This window comes from Pimelobacter simplex (assembly GCF_024662235.1).
Classification (GTDB): Bacteria; Actinomycetota; Actinomycetes; order Propionibacteriales; family Nocardioidaceae; genus Nocardioides.
In genome coordinates this window covers 4,146,665-4,171,093 of record NZ_CP096276.1, presented here as the reverse complement: position 1 = coordinate 4,171,093, position 24,429 = coordinate 4,146,665, and the positions used below count along the sequence as shown (strand labels likewise).

Annotated in this window: 27 protein-coding genes; 12 read left to right on the top strand and 15 right to left on the bottom strand. The window is 73.3% G+C overall.

All coding sequences use genetic code 11. From position 1 onward, the window contains the following. Positions 1-65: 65 nt before the first annotated feature. Positions 66-833 carry a hypothetical protein gene (locus M0M48_RS20570; RefSeq protein ID WP_257759264.1) on the top strand — a complete coding sequence of 256 codons (768 nt, stop codon included), beginning with the start codon at positions 66-68 and terminating at the stop codon, positions 831-833. Then, entirely contained in the window at positions 749-1,915 is a 1,167-nt protein-coding gene (locus tag M0M48_RS20565; protein ID WP_257759263.1) for a HAMP domain-containing sensor histidine kinase, read from the top strand. Before M0M48_RS20570 ends, M0M48_RS20565 begins: the two co-directional genes overlap by 85 nt. Here the strand turns inward: M0M48_RS20565 and M0M48_RS20560 are convergent. Beyond that, complete coding sequence (locus M0M48_RS20560) at positions 1,906-2,931, bottom strand: hypothetical protein (protein ID WP_257752549.1); 1,026 nt, start codon at positions 2,929-2,931, stop codon at positions 1,906-1,908. The genes M0M48_RS20565 and M0M48_RS20560 overlap by 10 nt on opposite strands. Before the next feature lie 95 nt (positions 2,932-3,026). Between M0M48_RS20560 and M0M48_RS20555 the strand changes: the two genes are divergently transcribed. Then, positions 3,027-3,710, top strand: coding sequence for a response regulator transcription factor (locus M0M48_RS20555; protein WP_257752548.1), 684 nt, complete (start codon positions 3,027-3,029; stop codon positions 3,708-3,710). Positions 3,711-3,717: 7 nt separating this feature from the next. Here the strand turns inward: M0M48_RS20555 and M0M48_RS20550 are convergent, their stop codons facing one another. Both M0M48_RS20550 and M0M48_RS20545 read right to left on the bottom strand, forming a co-directional pair. Beyond that, entirely contained in the window at positions 3,718-4,959 is a 1,242-nt protein-coding gene (locus M0M48_RS20550) for a fatty acid desaturase family protein (protein ID WP_215812756.1), read from the bottom strand. Between the two features lie 9 nt (positions 4,960-4,968). Beyond that, the gene (locus M0M48_RS20545; protein WP_257752547.1) at positions 4,969-6,126 is read right to left on the bottom strand and encodes a flavin reductase family protein; all 1,158 of its coding nucleotides are present in this window, start codon (positions 6,124-6,126) and stop codon (positions 4,969-4,971) included. A 98-nt stretch (positions 6,127-6,224) separates the two neighbouring features. Between M0M48_RS20545 and M0M48_RS20540 the strand changes: the two genes are divergently transcribed. Genes M0M48_RS20540 through M0M48_RS20525 form a run of 4 tightly spaced genes read left to right on the top strand, consistent with a single transcriptional unit; the run spans position 6,225 to position 9,523 of the window. Further along, on the top strand, positions 6,225-7,412 hold the full coding sequence (locus tag M0M48_RS20540) for a PucR family transcriptional regulator (RefSeq protein ID WP_215812758.1): 1,188 nt from the start codon (positions 6,225-6,227) through the stop codon (positions 7,410-7,412). Next, the gene (locus tag M0M48_RS20535; RefSeq protein ID WP_257752546.1) at positions 7,409-8,299 is read left to right on the top strand and encodes an SGNH/GDSL hydrolase family protein; all 891 of its coding nucleotides are present in this window, start codon (positions 7,409-7,411) and stop codon (positions 8,297-8,299) included. The genes M0M48_RS20540 and M0M48_RS20535 overlap by 4 nt, the downstream gene beginning before the upstream one ends. 40 nt (positions 8,300-8,339) lie before the next feature. Beyond that, positions 8,340-9,158: a hypothetical protein gene (locus tag M0M48_RS20530; protein ID WP_257752545.1), complete on the top strand. Its 819-nt coding sequence runs from the start codon at positions 8,340-8,342 to the stop codon at positions 9,156-9,158. Further along, positions 9,155-9,523: a GntR family transcriptional regulator gene (locus tag M0M48_RS20525; protein ID WP_215812761.1), complete on the top strand. Its 369-nt coding sequence runs from the start codon at positions 9,155-9,157 to the stop codon at positions 9,521-9,523. Before M0M48_RS20530 ends, M0M48_RS20525 begins: the two co-directional genes overlap by 4 nt. On the opposite strand, the gene M0M48_RS20520 is transcribed toward M0M48_RS20525, so the two are convergent. From M0M48_RS20520 to M0M48_RS20505, 4 genes are all read right to left on the bottom strand, one after another. Continuing rightward, complete coding sequence (locus M0M48_RS20520) at positions 9,480-10,532, bottom strand: hypothetical protein (RefSeq protein WP_257752544.1); 1,053 nt, start codon at positions 10,530-10,532, stop codon at positions 9,480-9,482. The two genes, M0M48_RS20525 and M0M48_RS20520, sit on opposite strands and share 44 nt — an antisense overlap. Continuing rightward, positions 10,529-10,864, bottom strand: a complete 336-nt coding sequence (locus M0M48_RS20515) for a PadR family transcriptional regulator (protein WP_215812763.1) — start codon at positions 10,862-10,864, stop codon at positions 10,529-10,531. The genes M0M48_RS20520 and M0M48_RS20515 overlap by 4 nt, the downstream gene beginning before the upstream one ends. Positions 10,865-10,996: 132 nt before the next feature. Beyond that, a complete protein-coding gene (locus M0M48_RS20510) occupies positions 10,997-11,863 on the bottom strand; it encodes an HpcH/HpaI aldolase/citrate lyase family protein (protein ID WP_257752543.1) in 867 nt (288 codons plus the stop codon). After that, entirely contained in the window at positions 11,863-12,948 is a 1,086-nt protein-coding gene (locus M0M48_RS20505) for an HpcH/HpaI aldolase/citrate lyase family protein (RefSeq protein ID WP_215812765.1), read from the bottom strand. The genes M0M48_RS20510 and M0M48_RS20505 overlap by 1 nt, the downstream gene beginning before the upstream one ends. A gap of 83 nt (positions 12,949-13,031) precedes the next feature. On the opposite strand from M0M48_RS20505, the gene M0M48_RS20500 reads away from it, so the two are divergent. Next, positions 13,032-13,331, top strand: a complete 300-nt coding sequence (locus M0M48_RS20500; protein ID WP_257752542.1) for a hypothetical protein — start codon at positions 13,032-13,034, stop codon at positions 13,329-13,331. Here the strand turns inward: M0M48_RS20500 and M0M48_RS20495 are convergent. From M0M48_RS20495 to M0M48_RS20485, 3 genes are read right to left on the bottom strand one after another with little or no spacing between them, the layout of a single operon-like run. Then, positions 13,267-13,797 carry a DnaJ family domain-containing protein gene (locus M0M48_RS20495; protein WP_257752541.1) on the bottom strand — a complete coding sequence of 177 codons (531 nt, stop codon included), beginning with the start codon at positions 13,795-13,797 and terminating at the stop codon, positions 13,267-13,269. The genes M0M48_RS20500 and M0M48_RS20495 overlap by 65 nt on opposite strands. A 7-nt stretch (positions 13,798-13,804) precedes the next feature. Beyond that, a complete protein-coding gene (gene phaZ, locus M0M48_RS20490) occupies positions 13,805-14,611 on the bottom strand; it encodes a poly(3-hydroxyalkanoate) depolymerase (RefSeq protein WP_215812767.1) in 807 nt (268 codons plus the stop codon). Beyond that, the gene (locus tag M0M48_RS20485) at positions 14,608-16,299 is read right to left on the bottom strand and encodes a PHA/PHB synthase family protein (protein ID WP_257752540.1); all 1,692 of its coding nucleotides are present in this window, start codon (positions 16,297-16,299) and stop codon (positions 14,608-14,610) included. The genes phaZ and M0M48_RS20485 overlap by 4 nt, the downstream gene beginning before the upstream one ends. A 106-nt stretch (positions 16,300-16,405) precedes the next feature. Here M0M48_RS20485 and M0M48_RS20480 point away from each other — a divergent pair, with 106 nt between their 5' ends. Beyond that, positions 16,406-17,587 carry a PucR family transcriptional regulator gene (locus M0M48_RS20480; protein WP_257752539.1) on the top strand — a complete coding sequence of 394 codons (1,182 nt, stop codon included), beginning with the start codon at positions 16,406-16,408 and terminating at the stop codon, positions 17,585-17,587. A gap of 11 nt (positions 17,588-17,598) precedes the next feature. Here the strand turns inward: M0M48_RS20480 and M0M48_RS20475 are convergent, their stop codons facing one another. Genes M0M48_RS20475 through M0M48_RS20465 form a run of 3 tightly spaced genes read right to left on the bottom strand, consistent with a single transcriptional unit; the run spans position 17,599 to position 19,803 of the window. Further along, positions 17,599-18,894 carry an ArsB/NhaD family transporter gene (locus M0M48_RS20475; protein WP_308220331.1) on the bottom strand — a complete coding sequence of 432 codons (1,296 nt, stop codon included), beginning with the start codon at positions 18,892-18,894 and terminating at the stop codon, positions 17,599-17,601. Beyond that, positions 18,891-19,364, bottom strand: a complete 474-nt coding sequence (locus M0M48_RS20470; RefSeq protein ID WP_215812770.1) for a TrkA C-terminal domain-containing protein — start codon at positions 19,362-19,364, stop codon at positions 18,891-18,893. Before M0M48_RS20470 ends, M0M48_RS20475 begins: the two co-directional genes overlap by 4 nt. Beyond that, positions 19,351-19,803 (bottom strand): hypothetical protein, encoded by a 453-nt coding sequence (locus M0M48_RS20465; RefSeq protein WP_215812771.1) that lies wholly within the window; start codon positions 19,801-19,803, stop codon positions 19,351-19,353. Before M0M48_RS20465 ends, M0M48_RS20470 begins: the two co-directional genes overlap by 14 nt. 86 nt (positions 19,804-19,889) lie before the next feature. On the opposite strand from M0M48_RS20465, the gene M0M48_RS20460 reads away from it, so the two are divergent. Next, positions 19,890-20,852 (top strand): sensor histidine kinase, encoded by a 963-nt coding sequence (locus M0M48_RS20460; protein ID WP_257752538.1) that lies wholly within the window; start codon positions 19,890-19,892, stop codon positions 20,850-20,852. Further along, positions 20,849-21,502, top strand: a complete 654-nt coding sequence (locus tag M0M48_RS20455) for a response regulator (protein ID WP_215812772.1) — start codon at positions 20,849-20,851, stop codon at positions 21,500-21,502. Before M0M48_RS20460 ends, M0M48_RS20455 begins: the two co-directional genes overlap by 4 nt. A gap of 8 nt (positions 21,503-21,510) precedes the next feature. Here the strand turns inward: M0M48_RS20455 and M0M48_RS20450 are convergent, their stop codons facing one another. Beyond that, positions 21,511-23,472, bottom strand: coding sequence for an ABC transporter ATP-binding protein (locus tag M0M48_RS20450; protein WP_257752537.1), 1,962 nt, complete (start codon positions 23,470-23,472; stop codon positions 21,511-21,513). Further along, positions 23,472-24,155, bottom strand: coding sequence for a nitroreductase family protein (locus tag M0M48_RS20445; protein WP_257752536.1), 684 nt, complete (start codon positions 24,153-24,155; stop codon positions 23,472-23,474). Before M0M48_RS20445 ends, M0M48_RS20450 begins: the two co-directional genes overlap by 1 nt. A gap of 110 nt (positions 24,156-24,265) precedes the next feature. On the opposite strand from M0M48_RS20445, the gene M0M48_RS20440 reads away from it, so the two are divergent. Further along, the gene (locus M0M48_RS20440; protein ID WP_215812775.1) at positions 24,266-24,418 is read left to right on the top strand and encodes a hypothetical protein; all 153 of its coding nucleotides are present in this window, start codon (positions 24,266-24,268) and stop codon (positions 24,416-24,418) included. Positions 24,419-24,429 lie beyond the last annotated feature (11 nt).

Sequence of the window (24,429 nt, the reverse complement as noted above, 5' to 3'; positions counted from 1 at the left end):
TTCACATGTTCTTCGCAGTCCGGTGCCAGGATGTCCCGGGTGACGACGCGCGGGGTCCTGGAGCCGTGAGCCCGCCGGGCCTGCTCGGTCGCTCGATCCTCGCCTCGGTGCTGGTCGCCGCCGTCGCCAGCGTCGCGACCGCGCTGCTCACCACCCAGGCCGCCCGGCTCAGCGCGGAGCGCGAGCAGGTCCGCGTCGCCCACGTCGACCGGGAGATCGTGCAGCGGCTGGAGGCCTACGGCCGCGGCAGCGCCGGCTGGTCGCACGCGGGGGGACTGCTGACCGAGCTGGCCGCCTCGGCGGAGCGCCGGATCGTGATCACCGACGTCGACCGCGCGCCGCTCGCCCGCTCCGGCTCCGGCGCCAGCTCCGACGAGGGGACGACGGCCGGCGCCGCCGACCCGGGCGAGCCGACGGCCGGCGCCGCCGACCCGGGCGAGCCGACGGCCGTGCTCGACCCGATGGCCGCGATCCTGGCCGAGGCGGTCGCCCAGCCCCCACGGCGTACGACGACCTGGCGCTGCCGCCGTCGCTGCTGGCGGCGCGCCCCGACGGAGCGGGCCTGCGCGCCGCGGTCCGCCGCGACCACCAGGCCGTCGGCGTCTGCTCGGGCCGGTCCGCCGCCGGCGCCGGGACGCGGGCGCTGCCGAGCACGCTGGTCGTCCTCGTCGACTGCGCCGACCGGTCGCTGCCGCGCGCGGCCACCGGGACGGGAGCCGTCGGTGACATCGCCCGCCTCCAGAACGCCGTGGCCCTCGACGAGTACCGCTGCCTGCGTCGCCGCGACGTCCCGGTCGACGTGCTGCGCCTCTACGGTCCGCCCGACCTGGTGACGATCCAGCTGCCCGACCTGACCGCCGCGCAGCGCCGCGCGTGGGAGGACTGCGCGACCTCGGCGCTGACCCGGCACCTGCGGCCGCTGGTCGCGCCGAGCGCCGTGCTCTACGTGACCGAGACCCGGGCGGTGCAGCGCGGCCTGATCAGCCGGATCGGCGGTGGGCGCATCGTCGTCGCGCTGGTGGTCATCCTCGCCGCGGCCGTCGTCGCCAGCCTGCTGGCCTCGCGCCGCGTGCTGCGCCCGGTACGCCGGCTCACCGCGGCGACCCAGGAGATGGCGGCCGGCGAGCTCGCCACCCGGGTGCCGGTCGCCGGGCACGACGAGGTCGCCCGGTTGGGCCGATCGTTCAACGAGATGGCCGCGGCGCTGACCGTCTCCGACGAGCAGCGCCGGCGGATGGTCAGCGACGTCGCGCACGAGCTGCGCACCCCGCTGTCGAACCTGCGCGGCTACCTCGAGGCGGGCCGCGACGGGGTCCTGGAGCGCGACGACGCCTGGAACGAGTCGCTGCTGGAGGAGGCGGTCCTGCTCCAGCACGTCGTCGACGACCTCGCCGTCCTCGCTCAGGCCGACGCCGGACGGCTGGAGGTCCGCCGGCTGCCCGGGGACGTCGTCGGCACGGTCGAGGCCGCGCTCGCGGCGATGCGCGGGCAGGCCGAGGCCCGCGGCATCACCCTGGAGCGGACCGGCGCCGCGTCGGCGTCCGCCCCGCACGACCCGCTGCGGATGCGCCAGGTGCTGGCGAACCTGCTGTCCAACGCCGTGCGGCACTCACCGGACGGAGCCGTGGTGAGCGTCGCGGTCCGGACGACCGGCGGCGCCGGCGACGGCGCGGCGCGGGTGCTGATCGAGGTCGCGGACCGTGGCGAGGGCATCGCCGAGGAGCACCTGCCGCGGGTCTTCGAGCGGTTCTTCCGCGCCGACCCCTCGCGTGCTCGGGAGACGGGCGGCAGCGGGCTCGGCCTCGCGATCGTCGAGCGGCTGGTGGCCGCCCACGAGGGCGCGGTGGCGGCGGCCCGCCGGCCCGGCGGCGGGACGGTCTTCACCGTCTCGCTCCCCGCCGGTCCTCAGTCCTGATCCGCGACCGCCGCGGCCATCGCCGAGCGGAACGCCTCCAGCTCCGCGAGGTTCTCCCGCACGAAGGCCTCCTCGAGGTCGCGCTGCACGACGTCGTATGTCATCCGCCACGCCTCGAGGCAGGTCGTGTCGGCGACGGCCAGCGCGATCTCCACCGCCCGCAGGTCCGCGAGGCGCGCGGCGTCGGCGGTGCCGTCCAGGTCGGGCCCGAGCACGCCCTCGGCGAGCTTGCGCACGTGCGCCCGGGGCTGGTCGAGCGCGGTGAAGCCGGGGTGCCCGGCGGCGGCCAGGCAGGTGCCCCAGGTGGCGGTCGCGGCGCTCACCCGCGGGTCGCGGTCCTGCTGCTCGCGCAGCGCGCGGACCCGGTCCAGCAAGCTGGCGAAGCTCTCCTGCACCCGGGTGATCCGCTTCTCGGACCGGGCGCGCTCCTTGTCGGTCGGCTCCAGTGCGTAGGCCCGGCCCGAGCAGGACGAGTCGGAGTTCGAGATCGACGTCCCGGCCAGGTAGCCCTGCTCGTCGAGCGCGATCTGCTTGCCGTAGAACGCCTGGTGGTAGGCGACCCGCTGGGCCACGCTCATCCGCGCGACGATCGCGTCGTTCGGGTTCTTCTGCGCCGCGCTGCGCTTGGCCCCGAGGTCCTTGGTGCTGATGCCGTAGCCGAACTGAGCGGCGAACTCGTCGGGCGGCAGGTCCGGGAAGTCCGCGGGCTTCATCAGGACCTGCCCGTCGGCGGTCACCGTCGCGTCGAAGCTCGTGTCGACGTACGGCACGTACTCGAAGCCCTCGGCCGCCATGCACCGGGCGAGCTCCTCCTCGATCCGCAGGTCGAGGGCGTCGTCGCCACCCGCTTCGCGGTTGCCGACGCCGAGGTACTCCTGGAGCGGTCCCACGGCGGCCGGAGCCTGCGACGAGGGAGCGCCGGTGGCTTCGGGCGGCGCCGGGGTGGACGCGTCGGTGCAGGCGGTCAGCGCCAGGCCGGCGAGCGCGAGCGTGGGCAGCAGGAGGGGGGTTCGCATGCGGCGACCGTCGCACCGGGACGTGAAGAGGCCGTCAAGAACCGATGTGCTCGGTTCTTCACAGGTTCTTGGCATCCGGCTGCCAGGATCGTCGGGTGGGCGCGCGGATCCTGGTGGCAGACGACGACCGCAAGCTCGCCGCCCTGGTGCGCACCTACCTCGAGCGTGCCGGGCACCAGGTGGTCGAGGCGCACGACGGGCAGGCCGCGCTGGCCGAGTGCCGCCGCCGGGAGCCGGACCTGGCGATCCTCGACATCATGATGCCGGTCCTCGACGGCCACGACGTGTGCCACGTGCTGCGCGCGGAGGGCGAGGTGCCGGTCATCTTCCTGACCGCGCGCACCACCGAGGACGACCTCGTGCGTGGGCTCGGGCTCGGTGCCGACGACTACGTGACCAAGCCGTTCAGCCCGCGCGAGCTGGTGGCCCGGGTCGAGGCCGTGCTGCGTCGGACCCGGCCCGAGCCGGGCGCCGCGGTGCTCCGGGCGGGCTCGCTGGTGCTCGACGAGGACCAGCACCTCGTCACCCTCGCCGGGAGGCCGGTGGCGTGCACCCCGGCGGAGTTCCGGATCCTGCGCACGCTGGTCCAGCAGCCGTCCCGGGTGTTCAGCCGACAGCGCCTGCTCGAGGCCGCGTTCGGCTTCGACCACGACGCCCTCGAGCGCACGGTCGACGTGCACGTGATGAACCTGCGCCGCAAGCTCGAGCGCGACCCGGCCGAGCCGGTGCACCTCGTCACGGTCTACGGCGTCGGCTACAAGTACGTCGCCGACGCCTGACCGGGCCTCAGGCGGCCTTGGCCGCCTCGATCTTGCGGGCCTCGCGCTCGAGCCGCAGCTGGATCACCCGGCGGGTACGACGGTCGGCCGTCGCGAGCGCGTAGAGCAGCTTGAGCTGCGTGGGCAGGTTCTTGGCGTTGGTGGTGGCCAGCCAGCCGTTGGGGAGCGAGAGCCGGACCACGCGGTGCCAGGCGCTGTAGACCTGCTGCGGGAGCGGCGCCGAGTGGTAGTTGAGCCCGTACTTCTCGAAGACCGCGCGGACCTGGGGCGCCACCTCGGCGTAGCGGCTGCTCGGCAGGTCGGGGAAGAGGTGGTGCTCGATCTGGTGCGACAGGTTGCCGGTCATGATGTGCATCAGCGGGGAGCCGGAGATGTTGGCGGAGCCCAGCATCTGGCGCAGGTACCACTCGCCGCGGGTCTCCTTCTCCGGGATCGACTTGAGCTCGAAGGTCTCGACGCCCTCGGGGAAGTGACCGCACATGATGACCGAGTGCGACCACAGGTTGCGCACGACGTTGGCGGTGAAGTTCGCGGCGAGCGCGGGCAGGAACGAGCCGGTCGGCAGCGCCAGCGCGGGGTTGACGACGTAGTCCTTGGTGGCCTGCTTGCGGATCTTGCGCAGCGTGGCCTTGGCGGCCTTCTTGAACGACTCGGGGCGCTTGTCCTTGGGCTTGGACAGGTTCTTGCCGAGCTCGAGGTCGTAGGCCGCGATGCCGTACTCGAAGAAGCAGGCGTTGATGAAGTTCCACAGCGGCTGGGCGAGGTACATCGGGTACCAGCGCTGCTCCTCGTCGACGCGCATGATGCCGTAGCCGAGGTCGTTGTCCTTGCCGACGATGTTCGTGTAGGTGTGGTGCACCTCGTTGTGCGAGTGCTTCCAGCCGTCGGCGGTCGAGGCGTTGTCCCACTCCCAGGTGGTGGAGTGGATCTTGGGGTCACGCATCCAGTCCCACTGGCCGTGCATGACGTTGTGGCCGATCTCCATGTTCTCGAGGATCTTGGCGACCGAGAGGCCGACGGTGCCGGCCACCCACGCGGGCGGGAAGATGCTGACGAGCAGGGTGGCGCGCGAGGCGAGCTCGAGCTTGCGCTGGATGTCGACCATCTTGCGGATGTACGCCGCGTCCTTCTCGCCGCGCGCGTCCAGGACGGACTGGCGGATCGCGTCGAGCTCGGCGCCGAGCGCCTCGATGTCCTCGGGCGAGAGGTGGGCGGTGGGGTTCTGGGCCTTGTTGGTGATCGTGGTCATCACGGGTCCTCAGTGGTCGAAGGTGCAGTCGCCGGCAGCGGCGCTGATGCAGGTCTGGATCTTGACGCCGTCGGGGTGGGTCTCGCCCGGGACCGCGACGGTGAGCTCGCCGTTGCGCAGGTCGCGCACGGCGCCTGACTTCATGGGGAGCACGCAGCCCATGCAGATGCCCATCCGGCAGCCGCTGGGCATGAGGACGCCGGCCGACTCGGCGGCGTCGAGGATCGGGACGGAGCCGTCGGTCTCGACGTTCGCCGCGGACGAGCCGGCGAAGGTGAGCGTGCCGCCCTCGGCGGCGACGTCGACGACGGTGGGCCGGAACCGCTCGGTGTGGAGGGTCAGCCGGCGCTCGCCGTAGTAGGCCTCGAGCGTGTCGAGGAGACCCGCCGGGCCGCAGGCGTACGCCGTGCGCTCGGCCAGGTCGGGGACCTCGGTCTCGAGGTCGTCGGTGGTGAGCAGCCCGTCGGTGTCGGTGTGCCGCTCGATGAGGCGGAGCCGGCCGGCGTCGGCGTGGGCGCGGAGCTCGGCGCCGAAGATGACCTCGTCGCGCTTCATTGCCGAGTGCACGAGCACGATGTCGTAGGCCGCGCGGGCGTCGGCCTCGTTGCGCGAGTAGAGGTTGCGCAGCATCCCGATCACCGGGGTGATGCCGGAGCCGGCGGTGACCAGGAGCAGCTTCTGGCGCTGCCCGGACTGAGGCGGCGTCAGCACGAAGTCGCCCTCGGCCTGGGCGAGCTGGAGCATCTGGCCCGGACGCGCGGTGCGCACGAGGTGCTGGGAGACCGCACCGCCGGGGATCGCCTTGACAGTGATCGAGATGTGCCCGTCGCGGCGCGGGCCGTGGGTCAGGGAGTAGGTGCGCCACAGGCGGACGCCGTCGACGTCGACACCGACGCGGACGTACTGCCCGGGGATGTGCCCGTCCCAGTCGCGGCCGGGCTTGACCACGATGGTCGCGGCGTCCTCGGTCTCGGAGGCGACCGAGACGATCCGGCCCTGGAGGCCGACAGCGGCTCCGGGGCGCAGGGGGGCGAAGTGGTCGAGCAGGTCGTCCACGCTGAGCGGGGTCACGGCGGCGTCGAGCAGGCTGCGCAGGCCGGTGCGGAGCCGGCGCGGGCCCGAGGCGGGGCGCTGGGCCGCGGAAGGTGCGGCGGTCGTCGTACTCACAACACCAAGACTCCCAGCGGATGACGCTAAACTCATGACCTCAGCCGGTGAATCGACAGGTCTGATTTATTCACCACGAACAAAAAGGGAGCGCTTCCATGCCGCGAAGGTCCCTGCGCCGGTCACGGACCGGCGATGCGCTCCTGCCACCGGCCACGGTGGCCGCGATCCGGGCCGAGCTGCCGGCCGTCGCCGACGACGTCGTCGAGCAGATCATCCAGGAGGTGCCGGCCTACGAGGACGCCTTCGGCGGGCCGATGGGCGAGATCATCCGGACGGCGGTCCAGGTGGCCCTCGGCGGCTTCCTCTCGCTGCTCAGCGACCGCCGCGGGCCCGACGAGCTGGCGCCGCAGGCCTCGGCGCTCGACGGCGCCTACCAGCTCGGCCGGGGCGAGGTCCGCAGCGGGCGCACGATCGACGCGCTGCTGTCGGCGTACCGGATCGGGGCGCGGGTCTCGTGGCAGCACCTGTCCGCCGCGGCCGTCGCCCAGGGCATCCAGCCCGCGACGATGGCCTCGTTCGCCGAGCTGGTCTTCAACTACATCGACGAGCTCTCCGGCGCCACCGTGGCGGGGCACCGCGACGAGTCCGCCAGCGAGGGCCGGATCCGGCAGCGGATGCTGGAGCGCCTGGCCCGGCACCTCTTCACCGGTGCTCCCGAGCCGACGCTGCTGGCCTCCGCCGAGCGCGCGGAGTGGGCGGTGCCGACGACGCTGACCGCGGTGATCGTGCCCGACTCCCAGACCGGCTCGCTGATGCAGTCCGTACGCCGCGGCACCCTCCAGGTCGCCGACGTCCCCGAGGTCGAGGGCTCCGCGGTGCTGCTGGTGCCCGACGCCCACGGCCGGCGGCGGGCGCCGCTGCTGCGCGCGGTGCGCGACCGGGCCGGCCTGGTCGGCCCGGCCCGGCCCTGGCTCGACGTACGGGCGTCGTACGACCGGGCGCTGCGGGCCTACCAGCTCGGTCTGGCCGGTGACACCGAGGCGCACCTGCCCCGGCTCGTGCTCACCGCCGACCCCGACGCCCTCGGCGACCTGCGCCGCGCCGTCCTCGCCCCCCTCGACGAGCTGCGCCCCGCGACGGCGGCCAAGCTGCGCGAGACCCTGCGCGCCTGGCTGCTCCACCAGGGGCGGCGCGACGAGGTCGCGGCCGCGCTGTTCGTGCACCCCCAGACGATCCGCTACCGGATGAACCAGCTGCGCGACCTGTTCGGCGACCGGTTGGAGGACCCCGATAGCGTCCTGGCACTGACCATTGCCCTGGGGGTGGAGGAGATGCAGGCATGAAGCCCGCCTTCCGCGGTCTGCTCGTCGTCGTCGCCGGCAGCGTCCTGCTCGCCGGCTGCACCGGCGACCCGGATCCGGGACCGACGACCGCGAGCCCGACCGAGGCCGTCGCCGAGGGGGGCAGGTACGTCGCGCTCGGCGACTCCTACACCGCCGGCCCGCGCCTCGGCGTCACCACCGGCGCCCAGGGCTGCGAGCAGACGGCCGGCAACTACCCCCACCTGCTCGCCGACCGGCTCGGCCTCGAGCTGACCGACGTGAGCTGCGGCGGGGCGACGTCCGAGAGCCTCACCGCGTCCCAGACCCCGCCCAACGGCGCGCCCGTCCCGCCCCAGCTCGACGCGCTCACCGCCGACACCGACCTGGTCACCCTCAGCATCGGCGGCAACGACGGCAAGGCGTTCGGCACCCTCGTCACCACCTGCGTCGGCCTCGCCCTCAAGGACCGCCAGGGCGCACCCTGCGCCGAGCTCGGCGACCAGGCGCGCGACGGTCTCGGGTCCCAGGTCACGACGCTGGCCCGCCGCCTCGGCAAAGCCGTGAAGAAGATCCGCGAGCGCGCGCCCAAGGCCCGGATCGTGATGGTCGGCTACCCCCAGATGTTCCCCGCCAGCGGGACCTGCGACCTGCTCCCGCTGGCCAAGGGCGACTACCCCTTCGCCCGCGACCTCATCGAGCGCGTCGTCCAGGCCCAGCAGGACGCCGCGACCCAGGCCGGCATCGACTACGTCGACGTCTGGACGGCGTCCGAGGGGCACGACATCTGCTCCGCCGACCCGTGGGTCGCCGGACTGGTCCCGGTCGAGCGGGCCCTGGAGTACCACCCCTACGCCCAGGAGCAGCGGGTCGTCGCCGACCTGCTCGAGGAGCTGCTCGCGGGATCCTGACGGGTGTTGCTACAGAGTCTGGTTATGTAGCATGTCCCTCGTGGACGGGTTCGAGCGCTTCCTCGTGGTGGCCGGTCTGGTCGCCGCGGCCTGGCTCGCGCTGCCGACGCGCCGCAGCCTGACGAGGGCCGGGCACCGGTTCGCCCAGGACAACGACCTGTGGATCGCGCCCGAGCTGATGGCCGCGGTGGACCGGGCCCACCGGCGCGAGCGGTGGGTGCTGGCGGTCGCCGCGCTCGCCGTCGTCGCGGTGTTCCTGCTCGGCCCGGACCGGGCGACCAGCCCGCTCGTCCTCTTCGCCGTCGTGGTCCCGATCGCCGCCGTCGGTCGGCTGCTGCTGGCCGGCCGCGACTTCCCGGTCCGCCCCGGACAGGTGAGCGTGGCGCGCCCGCGCGCGGTGCGGGTCGGCGACTACCTCCCGCCGACGGCGCCGGCCGCGTTCGCGGTCTGGGCGCTCCTCGGCGCCGGTGCGGCGGGCCTCGGCGTGCGCTGGGGCGAGCGGGGCCTCGTGGTGGCCGGTGCGGTGATGGTGCTGGTGACGCTCGCCGTCGCCGGCTCCGTGGTCGCCGTGTCCCGCCGGCCCGAGCCGGCCGTCGACGCGGCGCACCTCTACCTCCAGGACGCCTGGCGGGCGGCCAGGATGCGCACCACGCTCCAGCAGCTCGCCCTGGCCGGCTACTGCCTGGGGCTCACCCTGGCCTCGGCGGACCCCGCGCTGCCCTCCGGGCTGTGGGTCGTCCCGATCGCCGTCGCCGGCGTCGCCTCGGGGCTCGCCCTGCACGGCCGGGCCCGCTTCCGGGACCGGCTGTGGCCCGACGTCCCCGCCGGTCAGGTCCTGTCGGTGGGAGGCGCCGCGTGATCGTCCTCGACCCGGGCGGCCCGGTGCCGCCGTACGAGCAGATCAGGTCGCAGCTTGCCGACCAGATCGAGCACGAGCGGCTGCGCGCGGGCGACCGGCTGCCGACCGTACGCCGTCTCGCCGAGGACCTCGGCGTCGCCACCAACACCGTGGCGCGCGCCTATCGCGAGCTCGAGACCGCCGGTCTGATCGAGACCCGCGGCCGGGCGGGCAGCTTCGTCGCCGGCTCCGGGGTCGAGCGCGAGGCCCGCGAAGCCGCTCGGCTCTACGTCGAGCGGGTGCGGGCGCTCGGGCTCGAGGACCGGGCCTCGCTCCAGCTGATCACTCGGCTGCTGGGACCTCGGGGACCGGCCACGCAGGAGTGATCGGCGGCAGCGACGCCAGCGGAGGCGTCGGCTTCGTCGCCCCGGCGGCGGCCCGCTCCGGCGTGCAGCGACCGTCGACGAGCGGCAGCCGGGCGAACGGGAACGCATTGGTGACGGGGGTGTCGCCGTTGTACGCCGGGCACGGGACCGAGCGCCGCTCGGTGAAGTCGTCGCGGATCGCGTCGCGCAGCCGGATGCTGATCGGGCGACCGTCCTGGTCGACGAGCTGGACCTGGTCGATCGGCTTGCCCGCAGCGTCGTACGCGAAGATGTCGGTGACCGGCCGCCCGCTCGACATTACGCCGCTCTGGCGCAGCGCGTCGTTCCAGCCGATCGAGTAGCTGTCGTAGGTGTCGTCGATGACCCCGCGGCCCTGGAAGTCCGCCGCGAAGGGCAGCACCACGGCATAGACGTTGGCGGCGAGCAGCAGCAGGCGGGCCACCGCCTTGCGGTCGGGGCCCGAGCCGGGCCAGAGCCGCCCGAGGCCGATGAGCGCGCTCACCGTGACCGCGACCGCCAGCACCACCAGGCCGATGAGCGGCGAGCCCAGCGTCGGGATCAGCGAGACCCGCTCGAAGGAGCCCGCGTAGACGTCGATCGCGGAGACCGCGACCCAGGCGCGCAGGGCCCACCAGGCCGGGCGGAGCGTGACCGCGACGTCCCACGCGGGGCGCAGGCGCGGCGACTCGGCGTAGCCCAGGAACCAGGCCCGGCTCCGGTCCATCAGCTCGCCCGGCAGCGCCTGCCAGCGGCGCGGGTCGGGGCGCAGGCGGCGCGGGGAGGGCGGCTCGGGCAGGCCGGCCGCGGACCGCAGCTCGGCCGCGTAGGCGGCGGGATCGCCCAGCGGGGCGCCCGTCCCCTCGGCGAGCTGGTCGGCGAGGTCCGCCTCGAGCCCGCCGAGCAGGTCGTCGCGGGTCTCGTCGTCGAGATCGCCCAGGTGGCGGCGTACCTCGTCGACGAAGGCGGTGACGTCGGGGTGCAGGACGAGGGTCTCGTCGGAGGCGGTCATGCCGTGGCTCCTGTCGTGCGGGGAAGCAGGGAGGTGACGGTGTCGGCGAAGGAGATCCACTCCTTGGCCTGCTGGGCGAGCTGGTCGCGCCCGGCGGGGGTGATGCCGTAGTACTTGCGGTGCGGGCCCTCGTCCGACGGCACGACGTACGACGTCAGCGCGCCCGCCGCGTAGAGCCGGCGCAAGGTCCCGTAGACGGAGGCGTCGCCGACCTCGCTGAGGCCGCCGGCGCGCAGTCGGCGCAGGACGTCGTACCCGTAGCCGTCCTCGCGCTCGACCACCGCGAGGACCGCGAGGTCGAGCACGCCGCGGAGAAGCTGGGTGGTGTCCATGCGCCGCACGCTACTACGGCTCGCGCAATAGTGCGCCACGCCGAAGTGCTCGGCGTGGCGCGACCACGAAAAAGGCCCCGGGCCGGCCTGCCGTGACGGCGGGCCGGCCCGGGGGCGCGAGCGGAGGTGCGGTCAGGCGGACAGCGCCTGGATCGCCGCGTCGATCGACAGCGTCCGCTCCGCCGACTCGACGTGCAGGCTCTCGACCATCTTGCCGTTGTAGGTCACGACGCCGGAGCCCTTGCCGTCCTCCCAGGCCTGGATCAGCCCGCGGGCGTCCTCGACGGCCTGGGCGCTGGGCGCGAACGCGGTGTTGGCGCCCTCGACCTGGCCGGGGTGGATGAGGGTCTTGCCGTCGAAGCCCATCTGGCGGCCCTGCTCGCACTCGGCGAGGAAGCCGTCGATGTTCTTCACGTCGTTGTAGACGCCGTCGATGATCACGATGCCGGCGGCGCGGGCCGCGAGCAGGGCCAGGCCGAGGCCGGTGAGCACGGGCTGGCGACCGGGGACGTGCTCGGCGTACAGCTCTTTGACGAGGTCGTTGGTGCCCATCACGAAGCCGGTGAGGCGCTCCGAGGCGGTCGCGATCGACAGCGCGTTGAGCATCCCGATGGGGGTCTCGACCATCGCCCACAGCGTCGTACGGGCGGGGGCGCCGGCGGCCTCGAGGGCGGCCACGAGCCGGCGGACCTCGTCGGCGGAGTTCACCTTCGGCACCAGGACGACGTCCGGTCCGGCCGCCGCGGCGGCCTTGATGTCGTCGTCGTGCCACTCGGTGCCGATGCCGTTGACCCGGATGACGAGGTGGCGGGTGCCGTACTCGCTGGACCGGACCGCGGCGGCCGCGGCCTCGCGGGCGGCGGGCTTGGCGTCGGGGGCGACGGCGTCCTCGAGGTCGAAGATGATCGCGTCGGCGGGGAGCGTCTTCGCCTTCTCCAGGGCCCGCTCGTTGGAGCTGGGCATGTAGAGGACGGAGCGCAGCGGCTTGAACTCGGACATCAGGCGGGCACCTCGATCGCGTCGTAGGTCTTCTTGAGCTCGGGGTCGATCTCGGCGAGCTGCTCGGCGAGGGCGACCAGGACGAGGCACTGCTTGAGGGAGGCGTCGTCCTCCATCTTGCCGTCGATCATCACCGCGCCGGTGCCGTCGCCCATGGCGGCGACCACGCGGCGGGCGTGGGCGATGTCCTCGACGCTGGGGGAGAACACCCGGTTGGCGATCGCGATCTGCTTCGGGTGCAGCGACCAGGTGCCGACACAGCCGAGGAGGAAGGCGTTGCGGAACTGGTCCTCGCAGGCGACGACGTCGGCGATGTCGCCGAACGGCCCGTAGTACGGGTAGATCCCGTGGGTCGCGCAGGCGTCGACCATCTTGGCGATCGTGTAGTGCCACAGGTCCTGCTGGAAGACCGCGCGCTGGGCGTCGATCACGCTGTTGCCCTCGGCATCGCGCGGCGGGTCCTGGCGCACGAGGTAGCCCGGGTGGCCGCCGCCGACGCGGGTGGTCTTCATCTTGCGGTCGGCCGCGAGGTCGGCCGGGCCGAGCGAGAGACCCTGCATGCGCGGGGAGGCACCGCAGATCTCCTCGACGTTGGCCACGCCGCGTGCGGTCTCGAGGATCGCGTGGATCAGGATCGGCTTGGTGATGCCGGCCTTGGCCTCGAGCTGGGCGAGCAGCCGGTCGACGTAGTGGATGTCCTCGGCGCCCTGCACCTTGGGGACCATGATGACGTCGAGCTTCTCGCCGATGGCGGGCACGAGCGTGGTGAGGTCGTCGAGCACCCAGGGGCTGTCGAGGGAGTTGATCCGGGTCCACAGCTGGGTGGGGCCGAAGTCGGTGGCCTGGGCGATCTTCACCAGGCCCTCGCGGGCGGCGACCTTGTTGTCGGCCTTGACGGCGTCCTCGAGGTTGCCGAGCAGCACGTCGACCGTGCCGATCATCCCGGGGATCTTGGCCGCCATCTTCTCGTTGCTCGGGTCGAAGAAGTGGATGGCGCGGCTCGGCCGGGCGGGGATCTCGCGCAGGGGGAGCGGCGCCCCCACGGCGAGCGGTCGGAAGAAGTCCTTGGCGCTCTTGTGGCTCACGGATCGCAACCTACCGGCGAGTCACGTCTCGCGGGTATGACGGATCTCTCGCCGAGACGTCCGCCGCGGCGTAGCGTGCTGGGGTGACGCCCGAGGAGGTCGACGACTTCGCGCGCTCGCTGCCGGGCTGCCGGCGCAAGGGGACCCCCGCCCACCCGGCCTGGTACGTCGACGACCGCCTCGTCGCCCGCCTGGTCGCCGCCGACGAGCTGGTGGTCCGGGCCGACCCGGTCGCGCGCGAGCACCTGGTCGCGGCGCATCCCGGGACGTTCGGCGTACCGCCGCGCTACGAGGGGCACCGCAAGGTGCAGGCGATGCTCAGCGGCGACGCCGCGGCCATCCGCGAAGCACTCCGCGCCGCCTGGGAGCTGCAGCGGCGCTGAGCGCCTGTGCCGCCCGGCGCCGCTCGGCCGCGGCCGCCTGCCGCTCGTGCCAGGCGGCGAGGGTCGCGTCGACGTCGCGCGGCAGGGTGATCAGCGGCGGTCCGTCGACGGGGGTGTAGCGGGCGCGGATGACCCGGGCGTTGAAGTCCTCCACGAAGGCGCGTGCCTCGCGCTCGGAGGCCAGCCGGTCGAGGGCGGCGTCGAGCTCGGTGTCGTCCTTGCGGAGCTGGAGCGCGGGCGGCAGCACGGTGATGCGCTCGCGCTCGACGAGCCGCTTGACCCACCAGTCCGGGTCGTGGGTCTCGCCGAGGCCCTCGAGGGGCTTGCCGGCGCCGGGCAGGTCGTCGAACTCGCCGCGCTCCATCGCCTGGCGGACCTGGAGGTCGACCCAGGTCTGCTGCTGCTCGATCCGGGCCCGGGCGGCGGCCTTCGCCTCCTTCTCGTCCCTTTCGTCCCTCTCGTCCACCTCTCGACTATCGCTCGGGGCGCAAGAACTCCGCAACGACCGGCGCGAGCGTGGCGGCGCTGGTGACGAGCCCGAGGTGGCCGTCGGCGTAGACGTGCAGCCGGGCGTCGGGCAGCAGCGTGCGCATGATCCGGGCGTTGACGAGGGGGATGATCGGGTCGTCGTCGCCGGCCAGGATCAGCGTGGGCTGCCGGATGAACGGCAGCGCGGGCAGGCTCGACCAGCCGGCGCCGGCGAGGAGCTGCAGGACGTAGCCGCGCCGCGAGCCCACGCGCGACTGGTCGTGCATGAGCCGGCGTACGTCGTCGGGCCGGTCGCGCATCTGCCCGCCGTAGAGCTCGGCGGCCACCTGGACGGCGTACTCGGCGTCCCGGTAGCGCTGCGGCGTCACCATCTTGCGCAGCACCCGTGGCGACGCGGGCACCATCAGGGATCCGGTGGCGGTGCTGACCAGCACCAGCCGGCGGCAGCGGCGCGGCTGCTGGAAGGCGATCTGCTGGGCGAGCCCACCGCCCCACGAGATGCCGAGGACGTCGTACTCCGCGAAGCCGAGCCGGGTCATCATCCGGCCGATGCCGTGGGCCAGGAGTGCGAAGTTGTAGGGGAGCCGCGGGTTCGGCGATCCCCCCACCCCCGGTACGTCGAACCGGACCACCCCGACGCGCGGGTCGAGCTCGTCGACGAACGGCTGCAGCAGGTCGAGGCTGGCCCCGATGCCGTTGCACAGCAGGAGCGGCGGTCCCGGCTCCGTCCCCGGCCGTACGGCGACCCGGATGTCGTGGCCCAGGACGGTGAGCCGGCGCAGCGTCGTCACTTGTCGAACACGTAGGTGCCGGGCGCCTCGACCAGCGGCCGCAGCCGGGTCGAGCCGAGGTCCTTCGGTGCGGGCACCCGCTCGCCGCACCGCTCGTCGAGCCACTCCGAGACGTCGGTCCACCAGCTGCCCTGGTGGGTCTGCGCGCCCTTGAGCCAGGCGGTCGCGTCGGGGCCGTGCTCGTCGTTGGTGTGGTACGTCGCCTTGGGGTTGCCCGGCGGGTTCACCAGCGCCGCGATGTGCCCGCTGGTGGAGAGGATGAAGCGGGTCTCGCCGCCCAGCAACTGGGTCGTGCGGTAGCAGTTCTCCCACGGCGTGATGTGGTCGGCGATGCCCGCCACGACATAGCTGTCGACGGTGATCTTGCCGAGGTCGATCGGTACGCCGAGCACGCTCAGCGAGCCCGGCCGGGTGAGCTGGTTCTCCATCGCGAGGTCGACGAAGTCGGCGTGCAGGCCGGCCGACATCCGCGTGGTGTCGGCGTTCCAGAACAGGATGTCGAAGGCCGGGGGCCGCTTGCCGAGCAGGTAGTTGTTGACCCAGTAGTTCCAGATCAGGTCGCTGGGCCGCAGCCACGCGAACACCTCCGCGAGTGCCCGCCCGTCGAGGTAGCCCTTGCGCGCCGAGCGGGCCTTGGCGAGCTCGGCCAGGCGCGGGTCGGTCAGCGCGGCGACCGTGCCGGCGCCGGCGTTGTCGATCACGGTGACGGCGAGGACGAGCGCGGTGAGCCGGTCCTGCTGCCCGATCCCGGCGAGGTACGCCGCCACGATGCTCGCCAGGATGCCGCCCGAGCAGATGCCGGCCAGCACGGTCCGCGCGCTGCCGGTGACCTCCTCGACCGCCTCCAGCGCGTCGAGGATCGCCCGGACGTAGGTGTCGAAGTCCCAGGCCGCGTGCCGGGTGTCGGGATTGCGCCACGAGATGACGAACATCTGGCGGCCCTGCTGGACGCTGTGCTCGACCAGGCTGCGCCCCGGCGCGAGGTCGATCGCGTAGAACTTGTTGATCGTCGGCGGGACGACGAGCACCGGCACCTCGGAGACCTCGTCGGCCTGGGGCGCGTACTGGATCAGCTCGAGCACGTCGTTGCGGAAGACGACCGCGCCGGGCGTGGCCGCGACGTTCTCGCCGAGCGTGAAGCCCGAGGTGTCGACCATGTCGGGGATCCGCGGGGAGGCGGCGAGGTCCTTGACCAGCTGGGCGGCGCCGCGGGCCAGGCTCAGGCCGGCGGTGTCCACGACCGCCTTGGCGGAGGCGGGGTTGACCAGGGGGACGTTGCTCGGCGACAGCGCCTCGACCACGTTCTCCAGCAGGAACCGGACCCGCTGCCGGTCGCGCGGGTCGAGCGCGGCGTCGTCGACGAGCTGGTCGAGGGTGCGGCCGCTCGCGAGGTAGAGCTGGACCAGGCGGCGCAGCAGCGGGTTGTCGGTCCAGCCCACGTCGGCGAACCGGCGGTCGCCGCGGCGCGGTGTGACGTCGGAGGCGCCGACCGCGATCCGGGCCGCCTCGCCGGCGAGACCGCCGAGGCGTCGTACGGTCGTGCGGGGGCGGCGGGCCAGCGAGAGCGCCCACTTCGCGGTGGACGCGTCGGGCACGAAGCGGCGGAAGGGGCCGAGGGCGGCGTCGACGAGCAGGACGTCGAGCGGCGCGGCGGCGTCGGCCAGGCGCGTGGTGGTCGAAGTGGTCATGACCCAAGGTTCGGCCGGGGGACGGGGGCGGCGCTTCGGCTGGCGGCACCGAGTTTCCCGGCGATCGTCTGTGCGCATGCACAACGCGCGGCCTACCCTCGGACCTGTGACCGGTCCCGACGTGAGTCCCGAGGTGCGCAAGCTCAGCGCCCGGCTGCTGCCCGAGTCCGCCGCCCTCGGGGCGGCGATGGCGGCGCGGATCCGGTCCGAGATCCCGGTCTACGAGGCCGGGACGACGGTCTCCCACGACGAGCTCACCGCCTCGTGCACGGTCAACGCCCGCTACATCCTCGGCAACCTCGCCGGCGACGTCGCGCCGGCCGAGACCCCCACCGAGACCGGCACCACCCGGGCCGAGCAGGGCGTGCCGTACGCCGTCGTGCTCCAGGTCTTCCGGGTCGGCTCCCGGTTCATCTGGGAGGTGCTCGTCGAGCGGGCCGACCCCCAGGACCGCGACCGGCTCCTCCTCGCTGCCGCCGACATCTGGGCGGTCAGCGACCAGCTCGCGGCCGACGTCACCGACGCCTACCGCCGCGCGATGGCCGACCGGGCCCGCCGCGACGGCCAGATGCGGGCGGTGCTCGTCGGCTCGCTGCTCGACGGCGACGCCGACGCGACGGCGTACGTCGGCGAGACGGCCGGCATGCTCGACCTCGGCCAGGCCACCGAGTACGTCGTGGTGTCGGCCGAGTCGCCCGCGCCCGGCAGCGAGGGGCTGCCCGACGTCGAGCGGGCCCTGCGCGGGCGCAACGTCCGCTCCGCCTGGCGCCTCGACCACGACCACCAGGAGGGCGTGGTCGCCCTGCGCCTCGGCTTCGGTGCCGACCACCTGGTCGACGTGCTCGCCGGGCTGGCCCGCGCGCGGGTCGGGATCAGCTGCGTGGTCGGCCGGCTCGACGAGGTCCAGGAGGCCCGGCGCCAGGCCCGGGTCGCCTGCGCCGCGGTGTCCCCGGGCGAGGCCACGGTCGCCCGGTTCGGCACCGACCCGCTCGCCGTCCTGCTCGCCGGCAGCCCGGACCAGGCCCGCATCCTCGTCGACGCCGTCCTCGCGCCGGTGCTGGCGCTGCCGCCTGAGGACCGGACCGTCGTCCTCGACACCGCCCGGGCCTGGCTGGCCGCCGGCGGCTCGACCTCGACGGCGGCCCAGCGGCTGCACGTGCACCGCAACACCGTCCGCTACCGGATCCGCCGGCTCGAGGAGATCACCGGCCGCGACCTCGCCCGGCCCGTCGACGCGGCCGAGCTCTACGTCGCGCTGGAGTGCGTGCGGATCCTCGGGCTGGGCTAGGGCGGCGCGCCCTAGGCGAGCGCGAAGTAGCGCAGGTAGACGTAGAGCCAGGCGACGAGCAGCGTCATCACGGTGACCACGACGCCGTACTTGGTGAACTGCCAGAAGCTGATCGGCTCACCGGCCTTGGCGGCGATGCCGAGCACCACCACGTTGGCGCCGGCCGCGACCGCGGTCGCATTGCCGCCGAGGTCCGCGCCGAACACGAACGCCCACCACAGCGGGCTGTCGGCGCCGGAGGTGGCGGTCGAGGCGACCATCTCCTCGACGATCGGCACCGTCGCCGTCGTGTAGGGGATGTTGTCGACGAACGCGCCCACCACGCCCGAGCCGAAGAGCAGCGCGGTCGCCGCCAGCAGCTCGCGGTCGCCCATCGCCTCGGCGGCCATCTCGCTGATCCGGCCGATCACGCCGACCTGGACGAGCGAGCCGACGAGCACGAAGAGCGCCATGAAGAACGCGAGCGTGCCCCACTCGACCTCCTCGAGGAACTCCTCGGGCTCCGTGCGGGAGACGAGCACCGTCGCGCCGGCACCGAGCATCGCGACCATCGACGGGTCGAGGTGCAGCACCGTGTGCAGGCTGAACGCCACCATCACCAGGCCGAGCACGACCAGGCAGCGCACCAGCATCCGCATGTTGGTGATCGCCTCGCGCGGGTGCATGTCGCCGAGCACGTCGCTGACGTCGACCACCTCGCCGAACGACTTGCGGAACAGCCAGCGCGCCATCACGACGAACAGCACCAGCAGGATCACGGTCAGCGGCAGCGAGTGGACGAGGAAGTCGTCGAAGGTCAGCCCGGCCCGGCTGCCGATGATGATGTTGGGCGGGTCGCCGATGAGGGTCGCCGTGCCGCCGATGTTGGAGGCGAGGATCAGCGAGATCAGGTACGGCGCCGAGGGCAGCCCGAGCTGCCGGCACACCGAGATGGTCACCGGTGCGACGAGCAGCACGCAGGTGACGTTGTCGAGGATCGGCGCGACCGTGGCGCTGATCAGCACCAGCAGCACCAGCAGGCGGTAGGGATGGCCGCCGGACTTGTGGGCGGCCCACAGCGCGAGGAACTCGAAGAGACCGGTCTGCTTGAGGACGCCGACGATCACCATCATCCCGAACAGCAGGAAGATGACGTTCCAGTCGATGCCGGTCTCGTGGTCGAAGAACGCCGACTGGGCGTCGACCAGCCCGATGACCGCCATCGCGGCGACGCCGCCGAGCGCGGCCGCGACGCGGTGCACCCGCTCGGTGGCGATGAGCGCATAGGCGACGATGAAGATGGAGAGGGCGGCGGAGGTGAGGATCACGCCGCGGACCCCCGCACGCCGAACGCCGCGGTGCTGCTGGGTTCGAGCGCCTCGTACCAGCCGGCCAGCCGGCCGTACCGGCTCACCGAGCGCAGCCGGTCCTCGACCGCGCTCACCTGGCCGCGGGCGGCGACGGCGAGCACCTGGTCACCGGTACGGAGCGTGGTCCGGCCGGTCGGGACGAGCGCGTCGCGGCCCCGGGTGACCAGCGAGATCGCCGCGCCCGGAGGCAGCCGGAGCTCGTCGACCTCGACGCCGGCGAGCCGCGACTCCTCCTCGACCTCGAAGCGCAGCAGCACCGCGTCGAGCCGGTCGAGCGTCGCGAACCCGATCGAGACCTTGTGCACGAAGCTGCCCTTCTCGGCCCACCGCGGCTGACGTCCGCGGCCGACCGCGAGCCCGATGGCGAAGCCGATCGCGGCGCAGAGCATCCCGGTCGCGACGGCCAGCTCGAGCTCAGCGGAGCCCATCCGGGCCTCCCTGGTCGGGCTCGGCCGACGGCGAGGCCAGCAGGTGCTCGCAGGCGATCACGTCGACGGCGAGGAGCTCGGCACCGAGGCTGAGCATGGGCGCGCGCACGGCGTCCTCGACGGTGAGCAGGCGAGGGCCGAGGGCGTCGTCGAGCGCGGTGAGCTCGTGGCGGCGTACCCAGTCGGAGGTGGCGGGGATGACCAGGGCCAACGTGATCCGTTCCAGGTCGTCGTCGGGCAGGTCGGGGTAGGGCGACGCGAGCCGCACCTCCAGCAGCATCCGTAGGTCGGCGGCGTCGGCCGTCCGTGCCCGCACCGTCAGCGGTACGACGTGCAGGGTCTGGGTGCCGCCGCCCTCACCCCATGGGCGGTGTCCGTCGTCCCTGACGGCAAGCAGACGCCCCAGGGTGCGCCGGAGTCGGGTGAGTGGCGGCGGCATGTCTCCAGGCTTCCGCCCGGCGCCCGTCGGCGGTATGGGGTCCAGCCCCCATTTCCTCGTGCCCACGCATCGGGGAGGGTAGGGGAGTGCGGCTGCTCAACACGTCCCTGTACTGGAAGGTGTGCCTGATCAACGGCGCCGTGCTGGGCGCCGCGACCGTGGTGCTGCTGTTCTCCCCGGCCCGGGTCTCGCGCCAGGCCGTGGTCTCCGAGGCGATCGTGCTCGTCGTCGGCCTCGGACTGGTCCTCGTCGTCACCGCGGCGCTCCTGCGCAGCGCGCTCGGCCCGGTCGACCGGGTGATCCGGGAGATGGCGACGGTCCAGCTCGGCGGCGAGGGTCGCCGGCTGGAGGCCGAGGGCGACGGACCGGGCGCCCAGCTGGTGCGCAGCTACCACGCGATGCTCGAGCGTCTCGAGCGCGAGCGCCGCTCCAGCAGCGCCCGCGCGCTCGCCGCCCAGGAGGCCGAGCGGCACCGGATCGCCCGCGAGCTGCACGACCAGATCGGCCAGAGCCTCACCGTCGTCCTGCTCGGGCTCAAGCAGCTCGAGGACCGCGCCCCGGCCGAGCTCCAGGGCGAGCTGGCCCTGGTCCGGGAGAGCGCACGCACCGGCCTCGACGACGTACGACGGGTGGCGCGCGAGCTGCGCCCCGGCGTCCTCGACGACCTCGGCCTGCACGCCGCGCTCGCCGCGCTCACCACCGATGTCGCCGCGCACGGCGGGCCCGCGGTGCGCCGTACGTTCGGGCCGGGGCTGCCCGACCTCGGCCACGACGTCGAGGTGGTCGTCTACCGCGTCGCCCAGGAGGCGCTGACCAACGTCGTCCGGCACGCCCGGGCGACCCGGGTCGACCTGTCCCTGCTCCGGCTCGGCCAGGAGGTGGTGCTCGAGGTCGCCGACGACGGCTGCGGCTTCGGCGGCGCCACCGCCGACCGCGAGGGCACCGGGCTGATCGGCATGCGCGACCGCGCCGCGCTCGTCGGCGGCACCGTCGAGGTCTACTCCGGCGAGCGCGGCACCACCGTGCGGCTCAGGGTGCCCGCCGCATGAGCGCACCGATCCGGGTCCTCCTCGCCGACGACCACGCGCTGGTCCGCCGCGGCGTCCGGCTGATCCTCGAGCTGCAGCCCGACATCGAGGTCGTCGCCGAGGCCGCCGACGGCGCCGAGGTGCTCGCCCTGCTCCGCCAGGTCGAGGTCGACCTCGTCGTCCTCGACATCGCGATGCCGATCATGACCGGCCTCCAGGCCGCCCGCGAGATCGGCCGGCGCCGCGAGCCGCCGCGCGTGCTCATGCTGTCGATGCACGACAACGAGCAGTACTTCTTCTCCGCGCTCAAGCTCGGCGCCAGCGGCTACGTCCTCAAGTCGGTCGTCGACGAGGACCTGGTCGAGGCGGTCCGCGCCGCCGTCCGCGGCGAGGCCTTCGTCTACCCGGGCGCGATGGGCGCGATCGTCCGCGACTACCTCGACCGCCTCGCCCGCGGCGACCGGGTCCCCGAGACCGTGCTGACCCCGCGCGAGGACGAGGTCCTCAAGCTGATCGCCGAGGGCCGTTCCTCGCGCGAGATCGCCGGGCTGCTGTCGATCAGCGTCAAGACCGTCGACAAGCACCGTTCGAGCATCCTGTCCCGGCTCGGGATGAACGACCGGACCCAGCTGACCCGGTACGCCATCCGGGCCGGGCTGATCGAGCCCTAGCCCGCGTTCTAGAGCGGGACGTCCGCCCGCCTCGGGTCGCACCACGGCGCCTCGGCCGGCGTGCGCGAGAACTGCTCGTCGTACAGGCGCTTGTAGAGGCCGCCCGCCCGCAGCAGCTCGACGTGCGTGCCGCGCTCGACCAGGTGCCCGTCCTCGAGCCCGAAGATGACGTCGGCGGACTGGATCGTCGAGAGCCGGTGCGCGATCGCGATCGTCGTACGGGACCGGGTGGCGCGCTCGAGCGCCTCCTGGACCAGGCGCTCGGTCTCGTTGTCGAGGGCGGAGGTCGCCTCGTCGAGGATCAGGATGGCCGGGTCTTTGAGGAGCACCCGGGCGATCGCCAGGCGCTGCTTCTCGCCGCCGGAGAGCCGGTAACCGCGCTCGCCGGTGATCGTCTCGTAGCCCTCGGGGAAGCTCATGATCCGGTCGTGGATGTTGGCGTCCCGTGCCGCCTGCTCGATCTGGTCCGCGCTCGCGCCCGGGCGGGCGTAGGCGATGTTGTCGCGGATGGTGCCGTGGAAGAGGTACGGCTCCTGGGTCACCATCCCGACCGCGTCGGCGAGCGAGGACAGGGTCAGGTCGCGCACGTCGTGGCCGTCGATGAGGACGGCGCCCTCGGTGACGTCGTAGAAGCGCGGCACCAGGTAGGTCGCCGTGGTCTTGCCGCTGCCCGAGGGCCCCACGATGGCGGCGAGCTGGCCAGGCTCGACGACGAGCGAGATGTCGTCGAGCGCCCAGTCGGATCCGATGGTGGCGTCAGGTTCAGATTCGATCCTGACGCCAGATTCACCGAAGCGGTCGCGGTTGGTGGTGCCGGAGAGCGCCCGGGGCTCCGGGTAGCGGAAGCGGACGTCGCGCAGCTCGACCCGCCCGCGCAGCCGGTCGGGGTCGAGGGCGACCGCGCCGGGGCGCTCGGTGATGGCGGGCTCGAGGTCGAGGTACTCGAAGATCCGGCGGAACAGCGCGAGCGAGGTCTGCACGTCGAGACTGACCCGCATCAGCTGGAGCAGCGGCATCTGGAGCCGGCTCTGGAGCGTGGTGAACGCGACCAGCGTGCCCGCGGTCAGGGCGTCGGAGCCGACCGGCAGGCCGCCCGTGATGATCCAGCCGGCGACGAGGTAGATCAGCGCCGGCGTGATCGCGAAGAACGTCTGCACGACCGCGAAGAACGTCCGGCCGGTCATCGCCTGCTCGACCTGGAGCCGGGTCTGGCGGCGGTTGGCCTCGCGGTAGCGCTCGACCTCGGACTCCGACCGGTTGAACACCTTGGCGAGCAGGATGCCGCTGACCGACAGCGCCTCCTCGGTGATCGCGGTCATCTCGGAGAGCGACTCCTGGGTACGGCGGGCCAGGCGCTGGCGCCGGCGTCCGACCCGCAGCTGGAGCAGCACGAAGAGCGGCATCACGATCAGCGTGAGGATCGTGAGCTGCCACGACAGCACGATCATCGACACGAAGGCGGCCGACACGGTCACCGTGTTCTGCACGATCGTGGTCGCGGTGTCGGTCAGCACCGTCCGTACGCCGGCCACGTCGTTGGCCAAGCGGGACTGGATCGCGCCGGTCTTGGTGGCGGTGAAGAACGCCAGCTCCATCTTCTGCAGGTGCTCGAAGAGGTCGCCGCGCAGGTCGGCCATGGCCGAGTTGCCGACCGTGGAGGTCAGCCAGTTCTGGCCGATCCCGATGAGCGCGGCCAGGACCGGGATCGCGCACATGCCGGCGATCAGCCAGGCCAGCAGGTGCAGGTGCGGGCCGCCGCCGTCGAGCGGGAACAGCGCGTTGTCGAACACCGCACGGGTCAGGAAGGGGACCAGCGACTGGAGCGACGCCGACGCGACGACCGCGACCAGGACGAGCGCGATCTTGGCGCGGTAGGGCCGCAGCATCCGGGCGATCCGGGGCAGCACCGGCTCGCGCCGGTCGAGGTCCCCGGACTCGAGGTGGGTGACCACCGGGCTCTTGCGCGGCATCAGGCCCACCCCGCTCCCCAGCGGCCGCGGTGGGCCACCTCGCGCCACGGCGTACGGCGGCGCCGGCTCGCCGAGCCCCGCGCGCCGGAGCCGTCCGGTGCCGGGTGCCCGATCGTGATCGCGCCAATGGGGTGCGGCGCCTCGCCGGCGCTGCCGGGGGTGCCGGGGGTGCCGGGGGAGCCGGGGGAGCCGGGGGTGTCGACGAGGCCGAGGACCTCCTTGACCGCGTCGACCCGGCTCGGCACCAGTCCGAAGAAGCAGGCGCCCAGCCCGGCGTCGGTGACCGACTGGAGGAGCAGCAGCGCGGCCATCGCGGTGTCGAGGTGCCAGTAGGGCATGGCCCAGCGGCTCTCGTCGCGCTCGTGGAGCCCGGCGCGCCGCTTGTCCGCCTCGGCGTAGCGCTCCAGGTAGGCGTCGCGGCGGCTGCACGGCACGACCACCACGGGGGCGCTCATCATGCCGGCCAGCCAGCGGTCCGGCGCGCTCGTGTCGGCCTGGGCCTCCCAGAAGCCGCGAACGGTCTCGGGGGTGTCGAGCACCACGAACGCCCAGCCCTGCGAGAACCCCGCGCTCGGCGCCCGGGTCGCGTGGTCGAGCGCCCGCTCCAGCACCGCCGGATCGACCGGGTCGGGGGCGTAGGCGCGCGTCATCCGGCGCTGGCGGACCACCTCTGCGAACTCCATCGCGGGCCATCATCGCACCCGCGACCCACCCGCAAATGAGGTAGGCCGAGGGGGTGCCTAAGGCGGTTGCCCGATGTGGGTGCCTACCTCAGACGACGAGTCTCTACGACATGAGCAGCGACTACTTCACCAACGCAGAGACCAGCTACCGCCGTCAGCTTGCCACCCGTGGCATGGCCGCCAGCCGCGCCGGGCGCACCCGCTCGTCGTGGCTGCGCCGGATCGCGGCGGCCGACCCCAGCATCGAGCGCCGTTCCCGCTGAGCGCAGGAGAC